23 protein-coding genes are annotated in these 24,360 nt (G+C 59.9%); 7 read left to right on the top strand and 16 right to left on the bottom strand.

Going from position 1 to position 24,360, the window contains the following annotated elements; all coding sequences use genetic code 11:
• Nucleotides 1-1,905, top strand: a 1,905-nt coding sequence (locus ACTG4B_RS12535) for a capsular polysaccharide biosynthesis protein (protein ID WP_439156040.1), incomplete at its 5' end; no start/stop codon positions are given.
• On the opposite strand, the gene ribD is transcribed toward ACTG4B_RS12535, so the two are convergent.
• The 14 genes from ribD to ACTG4B_RS12605 all read right to left on the bottom strand — a co-directional run bounded on the left by ribD (nt 1,902) and on the right by ACTG4B_RS12605 (nt 17,721).
• Entirely contained in the window at nt 1,902-2,963 is a 1,062-nt protein-coding gene (gene ribD / locus ACTG4B_RS12540; protein WP_439156065.1) for a bifunctional diaminohydroxyphosphoribosylaminopyrimidine deaminase/5-amino-6-(5-phosphoribosylamino)uracil reductase RibD, read from the bottom strand. The genes ACTG4B_RS12535 and ribD overlap by 4 nt on opposite strands.
• A 23-nt stretch (nt 2,964-2,986) precedes the next feature.
• The gene (nrdR, locus tag ACTG4B_RS12545) at nt 2,987-3,457 is read right to left on the bottom strand and encodes a transcriptional regulator NrdR (protein WP_439156041.1); all 471 of its coding nucleotides are present in this window, start codon (nt 3,455-3,457) and stop codon (nt 2,987-2,989) included.
• A 133-nt stretch (nt 3,458-3,590) separates the two neighbouring features.
• Entirely contained in the window at nt 3,591-3,995 is a 405-nt protein-coding gene (locus ACTG4B_RS12550; protein ID WP_439156042.1) for a secondary thiamine-phosphate synthase enzyme YjbQ, read from the bottom strand.
• Between the two features lie 49 nt (nt 3,996-4,044).
• On the bottom strand, nt 4,045-4,218 hold the full coding sequence (locus ACTG4B_RS12555) for a hypothetical protein (protein WP_439156043.1): 174 nt from the start codon (nt 4,216-4,218) through the stop codon (nt 4,045-4,047).
• A gap of 48 nt (nt 4,219-4,266) precedes the next feature.
• Nucleotides 4,267-4,671: a c-type cytochrome gene (locus ACTG4B_RS12560; RefSeq protein ID WP_439156044.1), complete on the bottom strand. Its 405-nt coding sequence runs from the start codon at nt 4,669-4,671 to the stop codon at nt 4,267-4,269.
• Between the two features lie 227 nt (nt 4,672-4,898).
• Nucleotides 4,899-6,884 carry an RNA polymerase sigma factor RpoD gene (rpoD, locus tag ACTG4B_RS12565; protein WP_439156045.1) on the bottom strand — a complete coding sequence of 662 codons (1,986 nt, stop codon included), beginning with the start codon at nt 6,882-6,884 and terminating at the stop codon, nt 4,899-4,901.
• A gap of 127 nt (nt 6,885-7,011) precedes the next feature.
• Nucleotides 7,012-8,976: a DNA primase gene (gene dnaG / locus ACTG4B_RS12570; RefSeq protein WP_439156046.1), complete on the bottom strand. Its 1,965-nt coding sequence runs from the start codon at nt 8,974-8,976 to the stop codon at nt 7,012-7,014.
• Nucleotides 8,977-9,056: 80 nt separating this feature from the next.
• On the bottom strand, nt 9,057-9,554 hold the full coding sequence (locus ACTG4B_RS12575; protein ID WP_439156047.1) for a sarcosine oxidase subunit gamma: 498 nt from the start codon (nt 9,552-9,554) through the stop codon (nt 9,057-9,059).
• 37 nt (nt 9,555-9,591) lie between these two features.
• Nucleotides 9,592-12,498 carry a sarcosine oxidase subunit alpha family protein gene (locus ACTG4B_RS12580; protein ID WP_439156048.1) on the bottom strand — a complete coding sequence of 969 codons (2,907 nt, stop codon included), beginning with the start codon at nt 12,496-12,498 and terminating at the stop codon, nt 9,592-9,594.
• The gene (locus ACTG4B_RS12585) at nt 12,495-12,758 is read right to left on the bottom strand and encodes a sarcosine oxidase subunit delta (protein WP_439156049.1); all 264 of its coding nucleotides are present in this window, start codon (nt 12,756-12,758) and stop codon (nt 12,495-12,497) included. The genes ACTG4B_RS12580 and ACTG4B_RS12585 overlap by 4 nt, the downstream gene beginning before the upstream one ends.
• Nucleotides 12,759-12,816: 58 nt before the next feature.
• The gene (locus ACTG4B_RS12590; protein ID WP_439156050.1) at nt 12,817-14,070 is read right to left on the bottom strand and encodes a sarcosine oxidase subunit beta family protein; all 1,254 of its coding nucleotides are present in this window, start codon (nt 14,068-14,070) and stop codon (nt 12,817-12,819) included.
• A gap of 172 nt (nt 14,071-14,242) precedes the next feature.
• Nucleotides 14,243-15,613, bottom strand: coding sequence for a pilus assembly protein TadG-related protein (locus tag ACTG4B_RS12595; protein ID WP_439156051.1), 1,371 nt, complete (start codon nt 15,611-15,613; stop codon nt 14,243-14,245).
• 14 nt (nt 15,614-15,627) lie between these two features.
• On the bottom strand, nt 15,628-16,038 hold the full coding sequence (locus ACTG4B_RS12600; protein ID WP_439156052.1) for a TadE/TadG family type IV pilus assembly protein: 411 nt from the start codon (nt 16,036-16,038) through the stop codon (nt 15,628-15,630).
• Between the two features lie 243 nt (nt 16,039-16,281).
• Complete coding sequence (locus ACTG4B_RS12605) at nt 16,282-17,721, bottom strand: Glu/Leu/Phe/Val family dehydrogenase (RefSeq protein ID WP_439156053.1); 1,440 nt, start codon at nt 17,719-17,721, stop codon at nt 16,282-16,284.
• 372 nt (nt 17,722-18,093) lie between these two features.
• Here ACTG4B_RS12605 and ACTG4B_RS12610 point away from each other — a divergent pair, with 372 nt between their 5' ends.
• The 3 genes from ACTG4B_RS12610 to ACTG4B_RS12620 are packed head-to-tail and all read left to right on the top strand — an operon-like array spanning nt 18,094 to nt 20,722.
• Nucleotides 18,094-19,560: a pilus assembly protein TadG-related protein gene (locus ACTG4B_RS12610; protein ID WP_439156054.1), complete on the top strand. Its 1,467-nt coding sequence runs from the start codon at nt 18,094-18,096 to the stop codon at nt 19,558-19,560.
• Complete coding sequence (locus tag ACTG4B_RS12615; protein WP_439156055.1) at nt 19,557-20,120, top strand: TadE/TadG family type IV pilus assembly protein; 564 nt, start codon at nt 19,557-19,559, stop codon at nt 20,118-20,120. Before ACTG4B_RS12610 ends, ACTG4B_RS12615 begins: the two co-directional genes overlap by 4 nt.
• Nucleotides 20,117-20,722, top strand: coding sequence for a TadE/TadG family type IV pilus assembly protein (locus ACTG4B_RS12620; protein WP_439156056.1), 606 nt, complete (start codon nt 20,117-20,119; stop codon nt 20,720-20,722). Before ACTG4B_RS12615 ends, ACTG4B_RS12620 begins: the two co-directional genes overlap by 4 nt.
• Here ACTG4B_RS12620 and ACTG4B_RS12625 read toward each other — a convergent pair.
• Entirely contained in the window at nt 20,719-21,204 is a 486-nt protein-coding gene (locus ACTG4B_RS12625; RefSeq protein ID WP_439156057.1) for a hypothetical protein, read from the bottom strand. The two genes, ACTG4B_RS12620 and ACTG4B_RS12625, sit on opposite strands and share 4 nt — an antisense overlap.
• A gap of 42 nt (nt 21,205-21,246) precedes the next feature.
• On the bottom strand, nt 21,247-21,834 hold the full coding sequence (locus tag ACTG4B_RS12630) for a TetR/AcrR family transcriptional regulator (RefSeq protein ID WP_439156058.1): 588 nt from the start codon (nt 21,832-21,834) through the stop codon (nt 21,247-21,249).
• 110 nt (nt 21,835-21,944) lie between these two features.
• Here ACTG4B_RS12630 and ACTG4B_RS12635 point away from each other — a divergent pair, with 110 nt between their 5' ends.
• The 3 genes from ACTG4B_RS12635 to glpX all read left to right on the top strand — a co-directional run.
• Nucleotides 21,945-22,172 (top strand): hypothetical protein, encoded by a 228-nt coding sequence (locus ACTG4B_RS12635; protein WP_439156059.1) that lies wholly within the window; start codon nt 21,945-21,947, stop codon nt 22,170-22,172.
• Between the two features lie 55 nt (nt 22,173-22,227).
• Nucleotides 22,228-23,517 (top strand): homoserine dehydrogenase, encoded by a 1,290-nt coding sequence (locus tag ACTG4B_RS12640; RefSeq protein ID WP_439156060.1) that lies wholly within the window; start codon nt 22,228-22,230, stop codon nt 23,515-23,517.
• 115 nt (nt 23,518-23,632) lie between these two features.
• A partial coding sequence (gene glpX / locus ACTG4B_RS12645; protein WP_439156061.1) for a class II fructose-bisphosphatase occupies nt 23,633-24,360 on the top strand: 728 nt, incomplete at its 3' end.

Consider the following 24,360-nt stretch of genomic DNA (forward strand, 5'->3'; position numbering starts at 1 on the left):
GACATCCGGCTGGGCGCACCGGGACCGGATGATCTGGTGGGGGTTTGGGGGCACAGCCCGACCGCGCCTCGGGGTGAAGCGGTGGCAGAACGGTGCCGCGCCGCAGTTGTGCGGGTCGAGGACAGTTTTCTGCGGTCTGTCCGCACCGGGCGCGACGGCGACGCGCCGATTGGCTTGAACATCGACCGGCGCGGTGTGCATTTCGATCCCGCCAAACCCACTGATCTGGAACTGATCCTGTCCGAGCATCCACTGGACGATACCGCCCTGCTGGACCGCGCCCGCGCCGGGATCACGACCCTGCAAGACGGGCATCTGTCAAAATATAACGCCTGTGATCCCGCCCTGCCTGCCCCGGACCCCGGCTATGTTCTCGTGATCGACCAGACACGCAAGGACGCATCAATCAAAGCCAGCAGTGCCGACAGCAACACGTTCCGCGAAATGCTGTTTTACGCCCAGACCGAACACCCCGGCGCGCAAATCATCATCAAGACGCACCCAGAAATGGTCGCTGGACACAGGTCTGGCTATTTCACAGCGGACGATGAAACGGACCGGATCAGCCTGTGCGACGCCCCCCTGTCGCCCTGGGTGTTGTTCGCGGGTGCGATTGCCGTCTATACCGTCACATCGCAGATGGGGTTCGAGGCGATTTTGGCAGGGCACAAGCCCGTCGTTTTTGGCCAGCCGTTTTACATCGGCTGGGGCCTGTCCGATGATCGTAAACCGCTTCAGCGCCGACAGCGCAATCTGACCCGCGCCCAGCTTTTTGCCGGCGCGATGATCCTTTACCCCACGTGGTATGATCCCTTTCATGACCGGCTTTGCAGTTTTGAAGAGGCCGCGGCAACATTGAGCGCACTTGCCCGTGCATGGCGCGACGATCATCGCGGTTGGGTCGCAGCAGATATGCGCCTGTGGAAACGCGCACCGCTGCAACGGTTTTTCGGAACGGCGCACCGGGTTCAGTTTGCCCGCGGGCCAAAGGCCCTGACCCGGGCGCAGACAACGGACCGTTGCCTGATGCGCTGGGGCAGTACCGGTGCAACAGATGCGGTGCTGGTCGAAGACGGCTTTTTGCGCTCGCGCGGGTTGGGCGCCGATCTGGTGGCGCCTCTCAGCCTCGTGCTGGACCGGACCGGCATTTATTATGACGCAACCCGCCCCAGCGATCTGGAGGCACTGATCAGTGCAAGCGCCGATCTGGATGCCGCGACGCGCACCCGCGCACGCGCCCTGATTGATCGTATCACACATGCACGCCTGTCGAAATATAACCTCGACCAGTCCAAGGCCCTGCCTGACCTGCCAAGGGGCCGCCGCATTCTGGTCCCCGGTCAGGTCGAAGATGACGCCGCGATCCGGCTGGGTGCGGCGGATATCAAGACGAACCGCGATCTTTTGGCGACCACCCGGCAGGCGAACCCCGCAGCGGTGATCGTCTACAAACCACACCCGGATGTCGAGGCGGGCCTGCGCCCGGGCGCCGTGCCCGATGCCGGAGATTTCGCCGATGTGGTCCTGACCGCAACCAACCCGATCACAGCGCTGGAACAGGTAGATGAGGTCTGGACAATGACGTCGCTGTTAGGGTTCGAAGCCTTGCTGCACGGCAAACCTGTTACCTGTCTGGGAACGCCGTTTTATGCCGGTTGGGGGCTGACCGACGACCGTGCGATGCCAATCCCGCGCCGGGCGGTCACGGTCGATCTGGTCGGTTTGGTCCACGCGGCCCTGATCGCCTATCCGCGCTATTTCGATCCAATCACAAGGCTGCCTTGCCCGGTCGAGGTCGTCGTGGACAGGCTAGAGAATGACGATATTCCGAAACCGGGGTCCATGAACCGGACGCTGGCAAAATTGCAGGGACTGTTTGCAAGCTATGCCTTCTTGTGGCGCTAGGCCCGCACCCAGGTATGCATGATATCGCCCCCGACGGGCCGGACCTGATCCAACTTGAACCGTGGCGCCGACGCCAGCCTGTCCACACCCATTGCAGCCAGCGACGGCGTGCCCTCGGCCCCGATGGCCATCCCTGCGGAAAACACCACCAAAGCATCGACCAACCCCGCCGACAACAGCGAAGCGGCCAGCATCCCGCCACCTTCGCAGAACACGCGCGTGATCCCCTGCCCTGCCAAGGCAGCCATCGCCGCGTCCGGGTCAACCTGCCCCGCGGCCACCGGACAGGGCAGGCTGAGCGCGCCCGCCGCAGTCCAGTCGGCCACATCGGCCCCTGCGCCGTGGCACAGCCAAACCGGCACGTCCCCGGCCGTCTGCGCCAGTTGTGCTGTCACCGGAATTTTCATCGCGCGCGAAATCACGACCCGCACCGGCTGGCGCAGATCGCCCATGCCCCGGACGGTCAGCGCGGGGTCATCTGCGCGCACTGTCCCCGCCCCCACCATGACCGCATCATGGCGGGCGCGCATCATATGCACGGCACGCCGCGCCTCTGGCCCTGTGATCCACTGGCTTTCGCCCGATGCGGTGGCGATCCGCCCGTCCAGCGTGCCTGCCAGTTTCAGCGTTACAAACGGGCGGTTTTCGGTCACCCGCAGGAAAAAACCGGCATGGTCGCGCTGCGCCTGCTTTTCCAGCACGCCGGTATCCACCGCGATACCGGCAGCGCGCAGCATGGCGGTACCACGCCCACCCACGCGCGGATCAGGATCCCCTGTTGCAATCACGACACGCGCCACACCCGCCGCGATCAGCGCGTCGGCGCAAGGCGGGGTCTGGCCATGATGGGCGCAGGGTTCAAGCGAGACATAGGCGGTCGCCCCGCGTGCCGCAGACCCCGCCTGTGCCAGCGCGACGGGTTCGGCATGGGGCCGCCCCCCATCGGCGGTCTGGCCGCGGCCTACGATCCGGCCATCCTGCACGATCACACAACCGACGGCAGGGTTCGGCCACACGCGACCCATGCCGCGCCGCCCCAACGACAGGGCCAGCGCCATGAAACGGGCGTCAGCGGCGCTTGTCACGTATCTTCTGCGGGGGTGTCCGGTCGCAATTCACTGACGAACTTGTCAAAATCATCTGCGGCCTGAAAATTCTTGTAGACGCTGGCAAAGCGCACATAAGCGACGGTGTCGATCCGCGCGAGGCTTTCCATCACGATCTCGCCGATCGTGCCGGACGGAATATCCGTTTCCCCCATGCTTTCCAGGCGGCGGACGATCCCGCTGATCATCTGGTCCATCCGTTCGGGTTCCACGGGCCGTTTCTGCAAGGCGATGCGGATCGAGCGTTCCAGCTTGGGCCGGTCGAAATCCTCGCGGCGGCCATTCGTCTTGATCACGACCAGATCGCGCAGTTGCACCCGTTCATAGGTGGTAAACCGGCCACCACAGGCCGGACAAAGCCGCCTTCTGCGGATCGCCACATGATCTTCGGCTGGGCGACTGTCTTTGACTTGGGTATCAACATTTCCACAAAATGGGCAGCGCATAAGATGTCCTTGTTGCTCGGCTTGGGGTCTGCGCCCCGGTTATCCACAGGCACTATAGGAAGGTGCGCAGGTTTTGGGTAGTGGGCAATTTGCGCCCCAAGATGCAGGGGTGCAAACCGTTGCTGTTCGGACTCTATCCCAGATGCGCCACCACTTGCCGCTGATGTGGCTTGTCGCGATGCTCAAACAGGTAAATCCCCTGCCACGTTCCCAGCGCCATCTGGCCGTTCATCACGGGAATGGACAGATGCGTGGGCAAAAGCGCAGCCTTAATATGGGCGGGCATATCGTCAGGACCTTCATAGGTGTGGGTCAGATACCCCATGGCCGGATCCGTGCTGGGTGGCACCAGCCGAGCGAAATAGTTTTGCAGGTCCGTCTGCACCTGCGCGTCGGCATTTTCCTGGATCAGCAGGCTGGCCGATGTATGGCGTATGAACAGGGTTAACAGCCCTGTCCCCTGCACCCATCGGGCCACATCAGACGTGAATTCATACAATCCGGGGCCGGTCGTGGCGATGTCAAATCGGGTCTGCATGGGAGGCATCCTTGCGCAGCACGAACGCCCCATGCAACCCATAAGATCATCACATGCCGATGCCCGTTCCCGACGGGGCCACATTGCAGTCTGCGGCGTCAAGGCCCAGCACCGGGTCGTCAGGCCCGCATTGTTCCTCTGTCACAGGGTAGCGGTTCGTGTCTTCGCAGGCAGCCAGTATCACGGCAAGGGTGGCAGTGATGAGCCGGATGGAAATACGCATGACCTGTCCTTTTTATTTAGGTTTGTAGGAGCGTTGGGCGGGCTTCGCCTAGTCCTCCTGGATCGATTCCAGATAATAGGCGAGCGACAGGATCTTGCCGCGGGCATAAACTTCGCTGCCATAAATCCCGGCATCGTCAATGGTTTCAGCCTTGAACTGGCGACCCCAAACCGGCATTTCCGACCCGTGCCCCCTGATCCCGGTGCGTCCATCGATGGTCTGGATCACGTCAAGCATCGGAAACACACCGTCATTCCGCTGGCTCAGCTGTGTCAGGTTGGGCACATCCGCCGTCATATATTCAGCCAAGGGCCCGGCGCCCATGCCCGCAGCCCCGTGGCAGGAGGCACAGGCGTCCATGTAAAGTGACTCACCGGTGTCTTGGGCGGTAGCGCTAGTCACGAAAGCCGACCCGATCAATGCGGCCGATGTCAGAACAAATGCAAATCGCATGGTTTTCTCCTCTGAAAGAACCCTTCGCTGCGAAGGGGCACGCGGGAAAAAGCACGCGGTTCACCAATTCAAGGCGCACCACCGCATGCGTGCCCGATATGATTAACCGGGGTGCAGGGGCGGGCGATTGATCTTGCTCAATTGGTTTTGAAGTCACGACACCCCGACAGGGGTCGTCGCTCTGACTGATTCGCCGAAAAAAAGCCCCCGAAACCGGGGGCTTTCCATCACTGATCCAGGAAACTCCGCAACTTCCGCGATCTGCTCGGATGCTTCAGCTTGCGCAGCGCCTTCGCCTCGATCTGGCGGATGCGTTCACGGGTCACGCTGAACTGCTGACCGACTTCTTCCAGCGTGTGGTCGGTGTTCATGCCGATGCCAAACCGCATCCGCAACACACGTTCTTCGCGTGGGGTCAGGGACGCCAGCACGCGGGTTGTCGTTTCCTTGAGGTTTTCCTGAATAGCGCTGTCCAGCGGCAGGATCGCGTTCTTGTCTTCGATGAAATCGCCAAGCTGGCTGTCCTCTTCGTCGCCGATCGGCGTTTCCAGCGAAATCGGTTCCTTGGCGATCTTCATCACCTTGCGGACCTTTTCCAGCGGCATCTGCAGCTTTTCTGCCAATTCCTCGGGCGTGGGTTCGCGGCCGATTTCGTGCAACATCTGCCGTCCGGTGCGGACCAGCTTGTTGATCGTTTCGATCATATGAACCGGAATACGGATCGTGCGCGCCTGATCGGCAATCGACCGGGTAATCGCCTGACGGATCCACCACGTTGCATAGGTGCTGAACTTATAACCGCGACGGTATTCGAATTTATCCACGGCCTTCATCAGGCCGATGTTGCCTTCCTGGATCAGGTCAAGGAACTGCAAACCGCGGTTCGTGTATTTCTTGGCAATCGAAATCACAAGCCGCAGGTTCGCCTCGACCATTTCCTTTTTCGCCTGGCGGGCTTCCTTTTCGCCCTTCTGAACCTGTTGAACGATACGGCGAAACTCGGTGATGTCCACGCCCACATACTGGCCAACCTGCGCCATGTCGCCGCGCAGCTCTTCGATCTTGGCGGTCGAGCGTTCGATCAGACCTTGCCAGCCACGACCGGGCTTGTCGGCCATGTCATCCAACCAGTTCGGGTCCAATTCGCGGCCGCGATAGGCGTCAATGAACTCTCGGCGATTGATCCGCGCCTGATCAGCCAGTTTCACCATCGAGCTGTCTATCGACATGATGCGGCGGTTGATCCCGTAAAGCTGGTCGATCAGTGCTTCAATCCGGTTGTTGTGCAGGTGCAGCGAATTCACCAGTTCGACGATCTCGGCGCGCAGTTTCTGGTATTTCTTTTCATCCTTGTCCGAAAACGACGAATCCTCGTTCAGGGTCGCGGACATACGCGCATCCTGCATATCGCTCAGCTTGGCGAAATCGCGTGCGATAACCTCCAGCGTGTCCAATACGCGCGGCTTGAGCGCGGCCTCCATTGCGGCCAGCGACATGTTCGCCTGCTCGTCGTCATCGTCGTCGTCATCCTTGGCAATCGGGTTGCCGTCGGCGTCCAGTTCCTGGGTGTCTTCCTTTTCGGCGGGTGTAACGCCCGGGATCGGGGCGGCAACAACCGCTTCTTCCTCGCCATCCTCGCCCAATTGATCACCAAAGGTGGTTTCCAGGTCGATCACATCGCGCAGCAGAATATCCTCTGACAGCAATTCGTCGCGCCAGATGGTAATGGCCTGAAAGGTCAGCGGGCTTTCGCACAGCCCAAGGATCATTGTGTTGCGCCCGGCCTCGATCCGCTTGGCGATGGCGATCTCGCCCTCTCGCGACAGCAATTCGACACTGCCCATCTCGCGCAGATACATCCGAACGGGGTCGTCGGTACGATCCAGCTTTTCAGCTTCGGCGCCACCGATGGTCACGTCGCGCGACCCGGCTACGGTCGCAACCTCGGTGCCGCCCTGCGGGTCTTCGCTTTCTTCGGATTCTTCTTCTTCGGTGACCTGAATACCCATTTCGGACAGCATCGACATCACGTCTTCGATCTGGTCCGACGATACCTGCTCGGGTGGCAGCACCGCGTTCAACTGGTCATAGGTGATATAGCCGCGTTCGCGCGCGTCGGCGATCATCTTCTTGACGGCGGCCTGACTCATATCAAGGCTGATATCGCCATCCTGGTCTGCATTCTTACGATCGTCAGTATCTTTCGCAGCCATTCAGCAGCCTCTCATAACGTCAATTCCGTGCCGAGTGATTCGGCAGATTCGGTCAAAACCGAATCAATCTTGCATTGCGGCGATTCGCAACCTGTCAGCGCCTTATTTTCAAAGTCTGTTGCACAGCTCAAGACCTAGGGCTTTTCCCGCCCTTTGCAAAGCGGATCTGATCAAGAAGCTGATCGAAAGCATCGCGTTCGTCCCGTTTCATCCGCGCCCCATTGTCGGCAAGATCATACTCTGCCCTATCTTCATTGTTGCCGCGCCCTGCGCGATCGACAGCAGCAGAGGCTTGCGCCAACCGCCATGTCACCCCTTCGTCGGCGACCCCGCTCAGATCTTCGACCGCATCCTCGATCTCGCGGGCGTGACCGCGGCGCGCGGCCAGTTTGGCGAATTCTTCGGCAAGGCACATGCGCGCCACGTCCGTATCGCCCCCCCGGCGGATCGCGGGGCTGATTGCCACATGGCTTTGGCTCATCAGTTTTTCAAGAGGGGCCGCACCCAGATCAGCGACAATCGCGGCCTGCAAATCAGGCTGCCCAAGATGCCGCAAAAGACAGGCGTGCAATTCACGGTGCGTCGGATCACGGCTTTCGATCTGTTCCAGCGAGGTTTCAAATTCCAACGCAATTTGCGGCGCCACGATCAGGGTCGCCAGTATGACAGCTTCGCGCAGATGGTCTTCGTCCGATGCCCCCGCCCCCAGCGCTGACATCTTGCTGGCCGCAACCGGGCTGACATCGCGTTTCCACGGGTCTTGATTGCGCACCCACACCCGATTTGCACCCTTGCGCGATGCCGCCTTGCGGGCGCTGAACAGTTCCCAGCGCATCTGCTTGACCGCTTCGCCGTAGTGGCTGCGGATCGAAGGGTCTGCAATCAACCTGAGCTTTTCACGCAGCGCCTTGTCCAGAGATGCCTTGCGTTCAGGACTGTCGAAAACCTTACCCTCGGTTTCGCGGCGCCACAAAAGCTGCACCATCGGAATAGCGGCATCCAGCAGCTTTTGCATTGCGCCCGCACCCTGCGATTTGATCAGGTCATCAGGGTCCAACCCCTGGGGCATCAGGGCAAAACGCAGCGATTTGCCCGCCTCCAGCAGCGGCAGCGCAATGTCGATGACACGCATCGCGGCCCGCAGACCGGCGGTATCCCCATCCAGCGCGATGATCGGTTCGTCCGCGATACGCCACAACAGGCGCAACTGATCCTCGGTGATCGCAGTGCCCAGCGGCGCGACGGTGGCCGTGAACCCTGCCTCTGACAGGGCGATCACGTCCATATAGCCTTCGGCCACGATCAGCGGTCTGCCCTTGCCCGCCGCCTCGCGCGCCGGGCCGTGGTTATAAAGACTGCGGCCCTTGTCGAACAACGGCGTTTCCGGAGAGTTGTAATATTTTGCCGGATGGTTCGGGTCCATCGCCCGGCCGCCAAAACCGATGGCACGCCCACGTCCATCACGGATCGGGAACATGATGCGCCCGCGGAACCGGTCATAAGGCGCACCACCCCGATCGTTTTCCGCCGCCAGACCGGCCTCGATGACCAGTTTGGGGTCAACGCCCTTGCCGGTCAGATGCGCCATCACACCACCCTGCGCGGGCGCGAATCCGATCTCCCAGCGCGCTTGTGCCGCTTCACTCAACCCGCGCCGGGCCAGATAATCACGGGCCTCGGCCGCAGCGCCAGTCTGAAGTTGCAGTCGGTGCCACTGCACCGCCTGTTCCATCACATCGATCAGGATGCTGCGCTTGTCTGCCTTTTGCTGCGCCTGCGGGTCGCGTTCGGGAACGGGCATTCCGGCCTCGGCAGCCAAAATCTTGACCGCCTCCATGAAATCCACGTTTTCGGTTTCGCGCACAAACGAAATCGCATCGCCCTTGGCGTGGCAGCCAAAGCAGTAATAAAACCCCTTGCGGTCATCCACGTGAAAACTGGCGGTTTTTTCCTGATGGAAGGGGCACGGCGCCCAAAGATCGCCCTTGCCCTGATTGGACTTGCGCGTATCCCACATGACCTTGCGCCCCACGACCTGCCCAAGGGACAGGCGGCCACGCAATTCATCAAGGAAACCGGGGGGCAGACTCATGCATGCAGTATCCGCGATTCACAGGGCAAAGGCCATTGCTTCTTCAGAGTAGAAATATCCCCGCCGGAGGCCTCAAATTTCTAGAAATTTGAGCACGCAACACGGCCACGCATCGCAGCCTCCAATTCATGCACCAACGTGCGCGCCATGGATCGCATCACCATGATCGCGACCGCATCAGACGCCACGCGCGTGATGGCGCAAGGCATATGGCCCAGCAACGTGCGGGCGGTCTGGTTCACTGGAAAGGGTCTGGCGCGCAGATCAATCGGCACCAGGCGTGCCAACATATCTTCTATCCCCACGCCTGTGATGACAACACTGGCCCAGGCGTCGCACTGATCGGTGACAGCGGCCAAACCATCCAACGCCACGGCGCCCCGCACCAGCCACGTGCCGTGGCCGAACCACTGCACACGCGCCGTCCCGTTGCGCGCGGCGCGGTTCGGCTTCGTCAGGGCAATGCCAAGCTGACGTTCCAACGCCGCCGACACTGCCCTTTCCTGCCCCGCAAGGGGGGCGACAGATTGCAACGGCTCCATGTCCGCTTCGGTTACCGTGATGTCTCCGATCGTCATCGGCAAAAGCCCTGCGCAAGGGGTCAATGGCAGCAATTCAACCACGTGCCTGCCCTCCGTCCGGGTCAAGGAACACCGGATCGCAGACCGTCACATCCGCCGCAATCCCGCGCAGGTGATCGACCAATCTGATCACTTCGCCATGGCGCGCGCGGCCCCGTTTCAGAAAACCCAGCGCCAGCGACGTTCCCAGTGTCGGCGAATGGCACACCGATGTGACATAGCCCTGATCATTCACGCGCACCGCATCCGCCCCTCTGTCAAACAAATATGCCCCAGCGCTCAGGGCTTGCGCCGGATCAACCGGCATCAACCCCACCAGTTGTTCCCGTTCTTCATCCAGCAGGCCGGGCCTGCGCGATGCCGCCTGCCCGATGCAATCCTTTTTCAAGCTGACCATCCGGTCCATTCCAATGTCGAACGCCGTGGTACGCCCGTCAATTTCCGCGTGGGTGATGAACCCTTTTTCGATGCGCAGCACATTCAGCGCTTCCATCCCGTAGGGACCACCGCCCAGCAATTCGGCCTGGTTTACCAGCAGGCGGAACAGGCTTTCACCATAACGGGCAGGCACTGCGACCTCATAGGCATGTTCGCCAGAAAACGAGATGCGGAACAACCGCGCCGACACCCCCGCAATGCTGGCAATACCACAGGCCATGAACGGCCACGTCCCATTGTCGATCTTCCCATCCAGAACCGTATCGAGCAAATCCCGCGCCCTTGGCCCCGCAACAGCGAACTGCGCCCATTGTTCCGTGACGGACACGACCCGCGCATCCAGCTGGGGGCGCAGCACCTGACAGACAAAATCCAGATGTCGCATCACCTGCCCCGCTGCCGCCGTCGTAGTCGTCATGACGAAATGCGCATCACCCATCCGTGCTGTGGTGCCGTCATCCATCACATGCCCGTCTTCGCGCAGCATCAGCCCATAGCGGACGCGACCAACCGGCAGCGTCGAAAACGTATTTGCATAGACGAAATCCAAAAGTGCGCCTGCATCGGGCCCCTGAATGTCGATCTTGCCCAGCGTGGACACATCGCAGACACCCACGGCACCCCGCACAAACCCCACTTCGCGGTCGCAGGCCGCCCGCCAGGTGGATTCACCGGGCGCAGGAAAATAGCCGGGGCGATACCACAGCCCAGCCTCGATCATCGGCGCACCCCGCGAAGCGCTGGCGCGATGGGATGGGGTCAGCCGTTCGGGCGCGAACCCCTTGCCCTGCGCACCCGCCCCCATCGCAGCGATCGACACCGGCACATAGGGCGGTCGGAATGTCGTGGTGCCGGTTTCCGGGATGCCCCGCCCAGTCGCATCGGCCAGCAGCGCCAAGGCCACCACGTTCGAGGATTTGCCCTGATCGGGGGCCATGCCTTGGGTGGTATAGCGTTTCATATGCTCGACCGCGCGGAAATTTTCCTGCACGGCCTGTGCAACGTCGTTCACATGCACATCGTTCTGGAAATCGATCCACTTGCGCCCCTTGCCCGGCACCGCCCAAAGGGGGCTGATCCGATAGGCGGTCTCATCCCCGTCCGGCACCGCCACCGATGCTGACAGCCCAAGCGCGCTTGCCACATGCACCGCGACCTCTGCCCCTTCGCGCAGACAGCCCCGCGTGTCGAATGTCCCGTTGCACGCACCTGCGGTCATCAGCCCCGGAATGCTGCCCGGTGCCGGCACGAATGACGCGATATCTTCACGCCAGTCGGGCCGCCCGTTCATGTGGCAGGTCAAATTCACCGTGGGATTCCATCCGCCCGACACGGCCAGACAATCGGTGCCGATCACGCGGGTGCCGCCGCTGTGGCTTATGGTGATGCTTTCAAGCCCGTGGCGCCCCTTGGTGGCGATCACCTGTCCACCGGTGAATACAGGGAAATTCCCCGCGACCTGCACAGTGTCACGGCTGTCGATCAGCGCCGCAATCCGCACACCTGCCGCCGCCAGATCGCGGGCCGTCCGGTGGGCATCGTCATTGTTAGCAAAAATGGTAACTGTCTTGCCCGGCGCGACGCCCCAGCGATTGACATAGGCGCGCACCGCGCCGGCCATCATGATCCCCGGTCGGTCGTTGTTGGGAAATGCGATGGGACGTTCAAGCGCACCTGCACAAAGAACCGCGTGTTTTGCGGCGATCCGCCAGAAACACTCCAGCGGTTTGTCCGGCGCGCGCGGCCCGCCGATGCGTTCCAGCGCGCCATAGGTGCCCTGATCATAGGCCCCCGTCACCGTTGTCCGGCCCATCAGGCGCACATTGTCCATCGTGGCAAGTTCAGCCAGAACCGCCGCAACCCAGTCTCCGCTGGGCTTGCCGTCAACCGCTTCGACCTCACACAGCAGGCGGCCGCCCATGGCGGTGTCTTCATCCGCTAATATCACATCCGCCCCGGCCCGCCCCGCCGTCAGCGCCGCCATCAGCCCCGCAGGCCCGGCACCGATCACCAGCACATCGCAGAACGCATAGGCCTTTTCATAGCGGTCGGCATTGTTTTCACCGCTCAACCCACCCAGTCCGGCCGCGCGACGGATCACCGGTTCATACAGTTTTTCCCAGAATGCGCGCGGCCACATGAAGGTCTTGTAATAAAACCCCGCCCCCAAAAACGGCGAGACCAGATCATTCACCGCCATCAGGTCATGGCGCAGGTTGGGCCATGCGTTCTGGCTGAATACGTCCAGCCCCTCTGATACCTCAAGCGTCGTCGCACGCACGTTCGGGTCGGCCTGTGCGCCGCGCCCGACGGTCACCAGCGCATTCTGCTCTTCGGGCCCCGCCGACATGATCCCGCGGGGGCGATGATATTTGAACGACCGCGCAACCAGCCGTACGCCATCGGCCAGCAAAGCGGCCGCGACAGGTTCACCCGGCACCCCCTGCAAGGCACGCCCGTCAAAGGTGAAACGAACCGTCTGTTCCGGCGCGCGTAACCTCATCGAGGGGCCTTTTCCGCCAGCGTGACATCCTGCACGGTATGGGTCAAAGTGTTGCGCTCCACCACCAGCCATGCGCCACATCCGCCCTCATGATACCACACATCGCGGGTCATGCCGGCAGGGTTGTCGCGGTTGTGCAGGTAATCATTCCAGGCCTGATCACCCGCATCCCGCGACGGCCGCGACAGCACCACCGCATGACCCTGATAATAGAATTCGCGGCGGTCACGGTCGCCACAATTGGGGCATGCGATCCTCATGCGTCGCACCTTTCATCATCTTGCCAAAAATACTCAAAAACAGCCATCTCCCCACCCCTCAGTGCAGATTATGCTGGGCACCGGTGCCCTCTTCATCCATCAGGCCGACGCCCGTGAGGAACCGGTCCAGCCGGAATTTCGCCGCAGGTTCATGGTGCCGCCCCGTGGCCATCAGATGGGCAAAGCTGAAGCCCGACCCCGGCACCGCCTTGAACCCGCCGTAGCACCAGCCGCAGTCGATAAACAATCCGTCGGTCGGGGTCTTGTCGATGATCGGGCTGCCATCGGGTGTCATATCCATGATCCCGCCCCATGACCGCAGCACACGCGCCTTGCCGATCATCGGCATCAGCGTCATCGCAGCCTCCATCACGTGTTCTTTCATCGGCAGGTTCCCACGCGCCGCATAAGAGGCGTAGAAATCCAGATCGCCACCAAACACCAGCCCGCCCTTGTCCGACTGGCTGATATAGAAATGGCCCATGCCGAAACTGACCACATGGTCGATGACCGGCTTCAACCCTTCGGTCACGAATGCCTGCAACACATGGCTTTCGATCGGCAGGCGCATCCCAGCCATCGCCGCCACCTGCCCTGACCGGCCCGCCACCACGATGCCGACTTTTTTCGCGCGGATCGCCCCGCGCGTGGTCTGCACACCTTTGACGACACCGTCTTCGATGTCGATGCCGGTGACTTCGCAATTCTGGATGATGTCAACGCCGCGCTGGTCCGCCCCACGGGCATAGCCCCATGCCACGGCATCATGCCGGGCCGTGCCGCCGCGCGGATGCAGCAGGCCGCCATAGATCGGGAAACGGGCATTGTCGAAATCGAGGTAAGGCAGATGTTCGCGCACCCCGTCACGGTCCAGCAGCACCGCATCGTCACCCTGATTGATCATCGCGTTGCCACGCCGGGCAAAGGCATCGCGCTGTCCGTCCGAATGGAACAGGTTGATCAGCCCGCGCTGGGAATGCATGACATTATAGTTCAGATCCTGTTCCATCCTCTCCCACAGCCGCAAAGAGTGGGAATAGAATTCGGAATTGCCGGGCAGGAAGTAATTGGCGCGCACGATCGTCGTGTTGCGCCCCACGTTGCCGCCGCCGATATAGCCCTTTTCAAGGACGGCGATATTCGTAAGCCCATGTTCCTTGGCAAGGTAATAGGCCGTTGCCAACCCATGCCCCCCACCGCCAATGATCACCGCGTCATATTCCGCCTTGGGCATGGGATCGCGCCAGACAGGTTTCCAGCCTTTCTGGCCAAACAGCCCTTCCTTGATCACCCGAAAACCGGAATAGCGCATTTGCTGCCTCTGAACTGCCATCCGCGCCGACGGGCGGATTTGTGTGTCAACCTAGCAACCACCATCACAAAATGCGCGGCCTTTTTACGTCAACCCCAGGCAACCAGCCGACATCACGAAAAAAAAGCGCCCCTGCAACGGGACGCCTTGGTCTTTCGTGGATTTGGCCGGATCACAGGACCATACGGAAATAATCCAACTCGACGGCATCGCCGGTGCCATTACCACAAAGCGTCATTTCCATATTCGAGGTCGCATCAATCACACCGCCTGCGACAAGCGAAGACCCGACGCCAATCGCGTTGGAATTGAATATGATGTCTTTCAGAGCCAGAAATTGCGATCCATACATTTCGACACCGGACACGAAACTGATGCCGCCCATCGTCGCGATCACGGCCCCGTTGCCATCGGTGCATTTGTCATCCGCGCCAATCCGCAAACCTGCGGGCGACGTGATGGATTTGTCGTCGATGCTGGATGTCAGGATCATGACGTTTTCAAACGAACTCCCTGCCGTGCCGTTGGTGAACGAGATGTTGCAATCCGTGACGATGACAACATTGCGCATCGTCACATTCGCATCGATCTTGAGCGCGTTATTCCCCTGACAGGTCGCTTCATAGACAACGCCCGGATCAAGATCGGCAGTTTCGATCTTATTGGCCTTGCCGGTGATTTTCTTTGCCGGCAACGTCTTGTCGGTGATGTAATCCGGCAGCGCAGGTGTGTCGCCGGGCACGACAGCACTCGGGTCCTTGTAAAGCGCGATCATATGTTCGATCCGGTTCAGGATACGCAGGTTCATCGTGCCCTGACGCAAGGCCGCCTGAAGACCGTCGTTTGACTGGAACCCCGAAGACGGCAGATCAAGGTTGTCCAGATCCTCCATCGACACGATCGTGCCCGCCTCGAATTCATTGTTGTTGTTCAACGACACATGTGTGTTGGAATGAATGCAAAACCCGTTGGAAAAGTTGTTGTTCGATTGAACATCAACGATCCCTTCGGCAATGAAACCTTCGCGCAGACAGCCTGGCAGATAGATTTCATAGACGGCCCACCGTTCGATATCGAAAGAATCGAATCCGATCAGCTTGAGCAGATAGGTATTCAGCGCATTCAACCGCCCGCGCGTAAAGCTGGTCTTGGCCAGCACCGCCGACGTCGATGCCGGATCGGGCGTGAATTTACGCGTCGTGTGATCAAAGTGGCCGAACGTCACATCCGTAATCTCGATCGAGGTGCCAAAGCGTGCTGGCGGCAGCGTGGCCGATACCACATCAATCGCCTTTTGCTTGGCGATGGCCGCATTGGCAGGGTCACCCCCCATCGACGACATATTGTAAAGCGCGGCATGTGCTGCCTGATCTGCGGCTTTCTGCAGATGGACCTGGGATGCGGAAATGTTCATGCCATCAACCGCAAAAGCGCCGAAAATCGCCATGAAGATAAAGAAATAGAGGCCAAGAACGGTCATTCCACCGTCTTCGCGGCGCAGAAACCGTTTTGCCTCATTCAGAACGTTCTGTTCATGTGACATGGATATACCCATCCTTACCGTTCAAGAAAATGCTGTGCAGAGATTGGAATCTGCGTGCCGCGAAACACAGGGATAGAGCCGACGACCATCAGATCGGTTGCCGGAACAGTGACGTCAGTCGTCACAACTCCGGTGGCCAGATCAATGCGCGAGTCGATGACGGGAGAGGCCGTGTAATTCACCAAGGCGGTGCGGACAAATTCCTCGGTTTCCAGTTCGGTCGTGAAAACACCGATCGACAAGGCCCGGTTGCCATCCTGCACGACCTGTAGCACCTGTGCCTTGCCAAAAAAGATGAAGGACACATCGAGCACCAAAATCAGAAAATAGACAAAGATCGGAATCCACAAAAGCGACTCGATCGATGCGCTCCCGTCCTCACTCTTGGTGAAACGTCGCGCCCATTGATGGATCGACCTTTGCATTTGCCGGCACCCCAGAGTTAAATTTCAATCTACTGCTAGTCGTATTTGCGTAGGATCGAATAACGGCTGAAATGCGTCACAATAATGGCGCGCGCGCCATACCTGCATAAAATAACCTAATATTAACAGTGTTTTAACTTAAGATTAATGGTAGGTGAACCGGACATGAACGCAAGGTGAACGCGACCTTGGCGGCATTCATGTCCAGTTCATTTTCAGGCGCAACATCATGCGCCGGACCTGTCAAAGCCCTTTTGCACGATAGCTGTCCGCCACTTTGCGAATCGATACAAGATAGGCCGCAGTGCGCAGATCATGCACATCGTCGCGCCCGTGCCAGACCGCGCGCATGGCCTGATAGGCGGCGCGCATGGTGTCATCCAGACCCGAACGCACCAGTTCAAGCTCGTCCGCACCGCGCAGGTATTTTTCCTTGAAATTCGGTGACAGCGTCCAGCCCAGCTGCTTGTCAGCGGACAGCCGTTCCAACTCGTCCACGACCAGCTGGTGGCGTGCCTCTTCCTGGCGGCGCTGCATCCGGCCAAAGCGGATATGCGACAAGTTCTTGACCCATTCGAAATAGGATACGGTGACGCCGCCTGCATTGGCATACATGTCAGGAATGATCACGCACCCCTTTTCACGCAGTATGTCATCGGCACCCGCCGTCACAGGGCCATTGGCCGCTTCGATGATCAACGGCGCCTTGATCCGGTCTGCGTTGCCAAGGTTGATCACACCTTCCAGCGCGGCGGGGATCAGAATGTCACACGCCGCCTCCAGCAGTTCCGCCCCATCCACGCGGTGAACTGCGTCGGGATAGCCCGAGACACCGCCACGTTTGATGATCCATGCGCGCACGGCCTCGACGTCAAGACCGTTTTCATCATGCAGCGCACCATCATGTTCGATGATCCCGGTGATTTTCGCACCGTCTTCCTCGGACAGGAATTTGGCGGCGTGATAGCCCACGTTGCCAAGGCCCTGCACAATGATCCGCTTGCCCTTCAGCGTGCCGGAAAGTTTCGCTGCCGCGATATCCTCGGGATGGCGGAAAAATTCTTGCAAGGCGTATTGCACGCCGCGGCCTGTCGCCTCGACCCGGCCGGCGATGCCGCCTGCATTGGTGGGCTTGCCGGTAACACAGGCCGCACCGTTGATGTCGGTGGTGTTCATTCGTTTATACTGGTCGGCGATCCACGCCATTTCCCGTTCGCCCGTCCCCATATCCGGGGCAGGCACGTTCTGCGCGGGATTGATCAGGTCGCGCTTGATCAGCTCATAGGCGAAACGGCGGGTGATCAGTTCCATCTCGTGATCGTCCCAATCGGCAGGGTTGATCCGCAACCCCCCCTTGGAGCCACCAAACGGCGCTTCGACCAGGGCGCATTTGTAGGTCATCAGCGCCGCCAGCGCCTCGACCTCGTCCTGATGCACGCCAACTGCAAAGCGGATGCCACCCTTGACGGGTTCCATATGTTCGGAATGCACAGACCGATACCCGGTAAAGGTATGGATCGCGCCACGCAGACGCACACCGAAACGGACAGTATAGGTCGCATTGCATACCCTGATCTTTTCCTCCAGCCCGGGGCCGAGGTCCATCAGGGCCACGGCCCTGTTGAACATCAGATCCACAGACTCGCGAAAACTGGGTTCCTGAATGGACTGCTGCACTGTCATGGCTTTTCCTTCCTGCTCCGGCATTTGCCGGTCAATTCGGGCTTTTGGCACCCAACCAGAGCATAACGCCGATTCGGTTTAAAACGTCCAAAAAACAGGCAAAGTTGGAAAAAAGGTCGAATACCCGAAAAAATCGGGCTTATCGGAACAATCGCCTTGCACGACTCTGTTTCCGATTTCGCAACAGTTGGCGCAGATCATTACAACTACAATCGAACCCTGCGACATTGCACGGGAATACGGACGGCAAGACGCCGTCATGGCGAAAAACCTTAGGCGCGATATGAACAGTATGTTAACGTCTCGTCGCGATGAATTCATCACCGTAACGTCTGACAAATGCCGTTTTCCGCATTCAAAGCGCGAGTTGAAATGATGACCAAGAAACACCAGACCCTTCTGCGGGCCAAGATCGCACAAGGCCACATTGGCAGGTTCGCCCGTGACTTTCACCGGAACGAGGAGGGTGGGATCATCATACTTTCGCTGCTCTTGTTGATCGTGATGTTGGTGATGGGGGGCATGGCGGTTGATTTCATGCGGTTCGAAGCGCGGCGCGCAATGCTTCAGAGTGTCTCGGACCGCGCTGTTCTTGCCGCAGCCGAGCTGGACCAGACCGTCGATCCGGCGACAGTCGTTATTGATTATTTCCAGAAGGCTGGGTTTGACGGTGCGATTGTCGGCACTCCGACGGTGGTCGATGCGGGCAATTCCCGGACGGTGCGTGTGCAGTCGGCTTTTGACATCAATACCTATTACCTGAAATTTGTTGGCATTGACGCGCTGGATGTCCCGGCGACCTCAGCCGCGATCGAGGGGATCGGCAAGGTCGAAATTTCGCTTGTTCTCGATATTTCCGGCTCCATGCGCTACGGCGGCTCGGGCAGCAAAGGCAAGTTTGGCGACATGCAGAATGCCGCCAAGGCATTTGCCAACAAGGTGCTCGACCCGGCAAATGGCGGACAGATTTCCCTGAATATCGTGCCCTACGCTGGGATGACGAACCCTGGTCCGGCAATGTTCAGTTATCTCAACGGACAGCGCTATGCGACACCGGCCATCGACGACGGTCCCGATGGCAAAGCAAACACGGATGACGATATTCTTTTTCCGAATGTCTCGTCCTGCGTAGAGATCGAAGGGGTTGACTGGTCCAACACCGGCTTGCCGGGCACAGGCCGCCCTCAGGTGCCGCATTTCATGCTCTGGACAATCGCGGCCAAAGTCATGGATTGGGGTTGGTGCCCGCAGGATGTCTCGGCGATCCGTTATGCGCTGACCGACGCCGGCGAGGCCGCGAAATTCATTGATGGCATCCGGATGCATGACGGAACGGGCACGCATTACGGCATGAAATGGGGCTTGGCCCTGCTTGATCCAACGACGCAGCCCGCGTTTGCGCACCTGAACAGTGTCAGTTCCTCTTTGGTGCCGGACGATTTCGTAAACCGCCCGGCCGCTTGGAATGACAGCGAAACGAAAAAGATCATCGTGCTGATGACCGACGGCGCGATCACCGAGCAGATGCGCCCCAAATATCCCCTGTCCCCGCTTAATCTGACGAAAGAACTGAACAATCAGGGCAGTTGGTCCAAGACTTTCTACTCCTCCAAGAATGACAACGTGGATAGCTTTACGTCGGTCTGCAATCTGGCAAAAAACCCGGTTCGGAACGTCGAGGTCTACACCGTCGCGTTTGAGGTCGGCGGTGCGGGTGCAACCCAGATGCGTAACTGCGCGTCAGATCCTTCCATGTATTTTCCCGCCAGCGGTGCCGGTTTGATCAGTGTTTTTGAAGACATCGCTGAACAGATCACGGACCTGAGGCTGAATCTGTGACGCGGCGCAGCCATATCAGGCGGGGTCTGCGCAAGGCGTTTTGGGCGTCGGAGCAAGGGAATGTCACGGTCGAGTTCGTCCTGATTTTCCCTTTGTTCATGTTGTTTTTCCTGATGACCTACGAAAGCGGTATGGTCTCCTTGCGGCATGTCATGCTGGAACGCGGTGTCGATGTTGCGGTGCGCGATGTGCGGATCGGTCGGATCGCGACACCCACCCGCGATAATCTGAGACAGCGGATTTGCGATGTTGCCGGCATTATCCCTGATTGCGTGAACCAGATGGAACTGGAAATGGTTCGCCGCGATCCGCGCAACTGGACCAGCCTGAGCAACGTGGTGCGCTGCATTGATCGCAACGAAGAGGTGCAGCCCGTCGTTGAGTTTACGAACGGCAGCAATAACGAGCTGCTGTTCCTGCGGGTCTGTGCACGTTTCGATCCTTTTTTGCCGACGACCGGCCTTGGCAAAGCAATCGCTGACGCAAATGACAACCCCACGGCGCAGGGATCTTATGCGCTCATCTCAACCTCTGCGTTTGTGATCGAGCCATTCCAATGACCTATCTCGCATCATATCTGCGCCGTTTTCGCGAGGACGAAGAGGGTGTCATCGCTGTCGAACTCTTGCTGGTTGTCCCGATGCTGGTGTGGGCTCTGTTGTCGACACTTGTCTATTTTGACGCTTACAGGACAGAATCCATCAACTCGCGCGCCGGGCTGACCCTGGCCGATATGATAAGTCGCGAACAGATACCTGTCGATGCAAACTACATCGACAGCATGCGCGAAGTGCTACGCGCCCTGACACTTGCAGATGCGAACCCCGATATTCGGATCACAGTCTTTCGTTACCGTCAATCTGACGACACGTATCGGCGGGTCTGGTCAGAGGACCGCGGCATTGGCGCCGCCCTTGACAATACCGACCTCAACGCGATCAGGGACAGGTTGCCAATTATGGCCGATGGCAGCCGGTCACTGCTGATTGAAACGCGCACACAGTACAGCGCGCCCTTTTCAATCGGCTTGGGGCCTTTTACGGGAACCAGACTGGACGATATCACGTTCAATTCGTTTACCGTCATCACCCCGCGCTTTCTTGGCTCAATCTGCTTTGATCCGACGCCCGGCCTGCCGTCCAGCGGTGATGAAATCTGTTAACCGTCCCTCTGGGACAGGCGAAACGCGATTTGTTCGGCCATGAATTTCGCCTGTGCCGCAGATGTGACACCGCCAACCCCGACGCGTTTACCGATACGCCACCAAAGCCCCGGTGCCCATGCACGCGGCCTTTTGGTGTTCATCACCAGCGTGAACCCGTTGGATGGCTTGAACGCCAAGGTGCCGCGTTCAATCCCGCGTATTTCATCCATCCTGGCCAACACCCGCCCATTGGTGTCGCGCACTTCGTCATCGGTCAGTTCAATGGTGCCAAGGGTTGCCCGGCGCAGTTTTTCGGCCAGCCACAGCGCAAGGCCGCCAAGGAGTATCATAAACAAAAGCCAGATCGCCGCCGGCGGCTGCACCAGCGCAGAATAGAGGACGAGCGTTCCCAATGCGAACAGCACCCCAACAGCAAAGAACCGGCGGGCCGGTGATGCCTCGACCCGGGCATAAACGCCGCTTTCATCTGCGGTAAACATTGGTGGCTTCCTTTCATTGGGCGCAGTGCCTGTGCCCCGCACCTACACTGCTACTGATTTGCGCACCAGATCCCAATAAATCTGTTCGACCACCGGCATCGCCAGCCGCCCGCCCTCACGGTACCAATGGCTCAGCCCGGTCAGCATCGCAATCAGCGCCATCGTGGCGACCCGCGTGTCGGGCACCGCAAAAACGCCTTCGGCTTCGCCCGCGCGCAGGATGTCCTCCAACGCGTCTTCATACTGGCGGCGCATCGCTTCGATTGCCGTGAAATTGTCCGGCGAAAGGTTGCGCAACTCCATGTAGGATACAAAAACCTGGTCGGACCGGGGCAGATGAAACCGAATGTGGAACCGCGTGAACCCTTTCAGCCGCGTCAGCGCATCCCCCGTCAGGTCAGCCGCGACCAGCCCGTCCAGCAACTCGGACATATGGTGGCGCATCAGATCGAACAGCAGACTTTGCTTGTCAGGGGTGTAATTATAAAGCGCGCCGGCCTGCACACCGACCTCGGCCGCGATCTGGCGCATGGACACGGCCGCATACCCGTGCTGCGCGATCAGGCGCAACGCGGCATCAAGGACCTTGGGGCCGGTAATATCGGAATGTGAACCCTGTTTACGTGCCATGGCAGCATCTAACTGAACAATCGTTCATTTGAAAAGCCTAGAAGCAAATCCTTGCCCCTGCTGCGGCGCAGCGGATACAGTCCTACAACAACAAATATCAGAGAAACGTCATGCGCCTGCTGCCTGCCCTGATTTGCCTGACTGCCTGCACCCAGTTTCCGGTGCTGGAAGGCACAATCAGCGATGCCGCCCGCAGTGCCCCCTATCCACGCCTGACCCCACTGCCAGCCTTGCCGCCCGAAAGCGACATGGACGATGCAGCGATTCAGGCCAGGATTGCCGCCTTGCAGGCCCGTGCTGCCCTTTTGCGTGAAACCGACATCGCCGCGTTGCAGTGAACGCCCCTATTCGATAACACCGCATGGACGAAACAGAAAAATGGATTCCCCCACGATGACCGAACCTTTGCGCCTTGGAATTGCTGGTCTGGGCACCGTTGGCGTCGGGATCGTGCGGATCGTGCAATCGCACGCGGAACTGCTGGCACAACGCGCGGGCCGGCCCATCGTGATCAGCGCGGTGTCAGCCCGGTCGCGTGACAAGGATCGCGGCGTCGATCTGACGGGATATGCATGGGAAGACGACCCCGTCACACTGGCGATGCGCGACGATGTCGATCTGTTCATCGAAGTCATGGGCGGCTCTGACGGCCCTGCCAAGGACGCCACCGAAGCCGCAATCGCGGCGGGCAAGGATGTTGTCACAGCCAACAAGGCACTTTTGGCGATCCACGGCCAGGCGCTGGCCGAACAGGCGGAAGACGCAGGGCGCGTCATCCGGTTCGAGGCCGCAGTGGCCGGCGGCATTCCCGTCGTCAAGGCCCTGACCGAAGGGTTGGCCGGCAACGAGATTACCCGCGTGATGGGCGTGATGAACGGCAGCTGCAACTACATCCTGACCCGCATGGAAGATGCGGGCCTAAGCTATGAGGCTGTTTTCGACGAGGCCAATGCGCTTGGCTATCTAGAAGCTGACCCGCAACTTGATGTGGGCGGGATTGATGCAGGGCACAAGCTGGCGCTGCTGTCGTCCATCGCCTTTGGCACGCAGGTCGATTTTGGCGCAGTCGAACTGGAAGGGATCGGATCAGTCACGATCGAGGATATCCATCAGGCCGCCGACATGGGGTTCAAGATCAAGCTGCTGGGCGTCGCACAGATGACGGGACGCGGCCTGGAACAACGCATGTCGCCCTGCCTGGTGCCCGACACATCGCCGCTGGGTCAGTTGCAGGGCGGCACGAATATGGTTGTTCTTGAAGGTGACGCCATCGGTCAGATCGTGCTGCGTGGACCGGGTGCCGGCGAAGGCCCGACCGCCAGCGCCGTGATGGGCGATGTGATGGATATCGCGCGGGGCATGCGGATATCGACATTTGGGCAACCCGCCCGGACGCTGCGCAAGGCGCGCGCGGCCCGCGCCGCAGTGCCTGCCCCCTATTATCTGCGGATGCAATTGCTGGACAAACCCGGCGCGCTGGCAAAAGTGGCCTATGTGCTGGGCGAAGCTGGAATCTCCATCGACCGGATGCGGCAATATGATCATGACGATCCGAATGCCGCCCCTGTGTTGATCGTCACCCACAAGACAACCCGCAGCGCACTGGAAGAGGCGCTGGCCGAATTTGAAAGCACCAGCGTCGTGACGGGCGTGCCCGTAGCGATCCGGATCGAAGCGGTCTGAGTGTGTTTGAGATTCGTGCGGCCCGCCCTTGCGTTTACCTACTTTAGCGCAAACAGGGTTGTCGCGGCAGCGCTGACAGGCTTTATCGCCACCAAGCAATCAAAGGATGCCCCAAATGCCAAAGCCCATCGACTTCAATGATCGCAACCTGTCGCTGGGTCTGGCACGAGTGTCCGAGGCCGCAGCGATCGCCTGCGCGCCGCTGATCGGGCGCGGCGATGAAAAGGCGGCCGATCAGGCTGCGGTAGACGCGATGCGCACCCAGTTGAACCGGCTGGACATCGCAGGTGTCGTCGTCATCGGAGAAGGTGAACGCGATGAAGCCCCGATGCTGTTCATCGGGGAAGAAGTCGGCACCGGGACCGGGCCAGGTGTGGATATCGCGCTTGATCCGCTTGAAGGCACCACCTTGACAGCCAAGGATATGCCAAACGCCCTGGCCGTCATCGCGATGGGGCCACGCGGGTCAATGCTGCACGCGCCTGATGTCTATATGGACAAACTGGCCATCGGTCCGGGCTTTCGCGCCGGTGTCGTGACGCTGGACATGTCGCCCGCCGAACGGGTGTCTGCACTGGCCGCCGCGAAGGGCTGTTCGACCGAAGATATCACGGTCTGCGTTCTGGAACGCCCGCGCCACGAAGACATGATCGCCGAGATCCGCAGCACCGGTGCAGCGATCCGCCTGATCACGGATGGTGACGTGGCCGGTGTGATGCATTGCGCCGAACCGGATACCACAGGCATCGACATGTATATGGGATCGGGCGGCGCCCCAGAAGGTGTTTTGGCCGCTGCCGCGCTCAAATGCATGGGCGGACAGATCTTTGGCCGGCTGATGTT

The organism is Yoonia sp. (genome assembly GCF_965660735.1).
GTDB lineage: Bacteria > Pseudomonadota > Alphaproteobacteria > Rhodobacterales > Rhodobacteraceae > Yoonia.

Excerpts from the sequence above, each read along its gene's own strand:
- ribD (WP_439156065.1), bottom strand. The coding sequence starts at position 2,963 with ATGGCGCTGGCCCTGTCGTTGGGGCGGCGCGGCATGGGTCGCGTGTGG.
- nrdR (WP_439156041.1), bottom strand. The coding sequence starts at position 3,457 with ATGCGCTGCCCATTTTGTGGAAATGTTGATACCCAAGTCAAAGACAGT.
- ACTG4B_RS12550 (WP_439156042.1), bottom strand. The coding sequence starts at position 3,995 with ATGCAGACCCGATTTGACATCGCCACGACCGGCCCCGGATTGTATGAA.
- ACTG4B_RS12555 (WP_439156043.1), bottom strand. The coding sequence starts at position 4,218 with ATGCGTATTTCCATCCGGCTCATCACTGCCACCCTTGCCGTGATACTG.
- ACTG4B_RS12560 (WP_439156044.1), bottom strand. The coding sequence starts at position 4,671 with ATGCGATTTGCATTTGTTCTGACATCGGCCGCATTGATCGGGTCGGCT.
- rpoD (WP_439156045.1), bottom strand. The coding sequence starts at position 6,884 with ATGGCTGCGAAAGATACTGACGATCGTAAGAATGCAGACCAGGATGGC.
- dnaG (WP_439156046.1), bottom strand. The coding sequence starts at position 8,976 with ATGAGTCTGCCCCCCGGTTTCCTTGATGAATTGCGTGGCCGCCTGTCC.
- ACTG4B_RS12575 (WP_439156047.1), bottom strand. The coding sequence starts at position 9,554 with ATGACGATCGGAGACATCACGGTAACCGAAGCGGACATGGAGCCGTTG.
- ACTG4B_RS12580 (WP_439156048.1), bottom strand. The coding sequence starts at position 12,498 with ATGAGGTTACGCGCGCCGGAACAGACGGTTCGTTTCACCTTTGACGGG.
- ACTG4B_RS12585 (WP_439156049.1), bottom strand. The coding sequence starts at position 12,758 with ATGAGGATCGCATGCCCCAATTGTGGCGACCGTGACCGCCGCGAATTC.
- ACTG4B_RS12590 (WP_439156050.1), bottom strand. The coding sequence starts at position 14,070 with ATGCGCTATTCCGGTTTTCGGGTGATCAAGGAAGGGCTGTTTGGCCAG.
- ACTG4B_RS12595 (WP_439156051.1), bottom strand. The coding sequence starts at position 15,613 with ATGTCACATGAACAGAACGTTCTGAATGAGGCAAAACGGTTTCTGCGC.
- ACTG4B_RS12600 (WP_439156052.1), bottom strand. The coding sequence starts at position 16,038 with ATGCAAAGGTCGATCCATCAATGGGCGCGACGTTTCACCAAGAGTGAG.
- ACTG4B_RS12605 (WP_439156053.1), bottom strand. The coding sequence starts at position 17,721 with ATGACAGTGCAGCAGTCCATTCAGGAACCCAGTTTTCGCGAGTCTGTG.
- ACTG4B_RS12610 (WP_439156054.1), top strand. The coding sequence starts at position 18,094 with ATGATGACCAAGAAACACCAGACCCTTCTGCGGGCCAAGATCGCACAA.
- ACTG4B_RS12620 (WP_439156056.1), top strand. The coding sequence starts at position 20,117 with ATGACCTATCTCGCATCATATCTGCGCCGTTTTCGCGAGGACGAAGAG.
- ACTG4B_RS12625 (WP_439156057.1), bottom strand. The coding sequence starts at position 21,204 with ATGTTTACCGCAGATGAAAGCGGCGTTTATGCCCGGGTCGAGGCATCA.
- ACTG4B_RS12630 (WP_439156058.1), bottom strand. The coding sequence starts at position 21,834 with ATGGCACGTAAACAGGGTTCACATTCCGATATTACCGGCCCCAAGGTC.
- ACTG4B_RS12635 (WP_439156059.1), top strand. The coding sequence starts at position 21,945 with ATGCGCCTGCTGCCTGCCCTGATTTGCCTGACTGCCTGCACCCAGTTT.
- ACTG4B_RS12640 (WP_439156060.1), top strand. The coding sequence starts at position 22,228 with ATGACCGAACCTTTGCGCCTTGGAATTGCTGGTCTGGGCACCGTTGGC.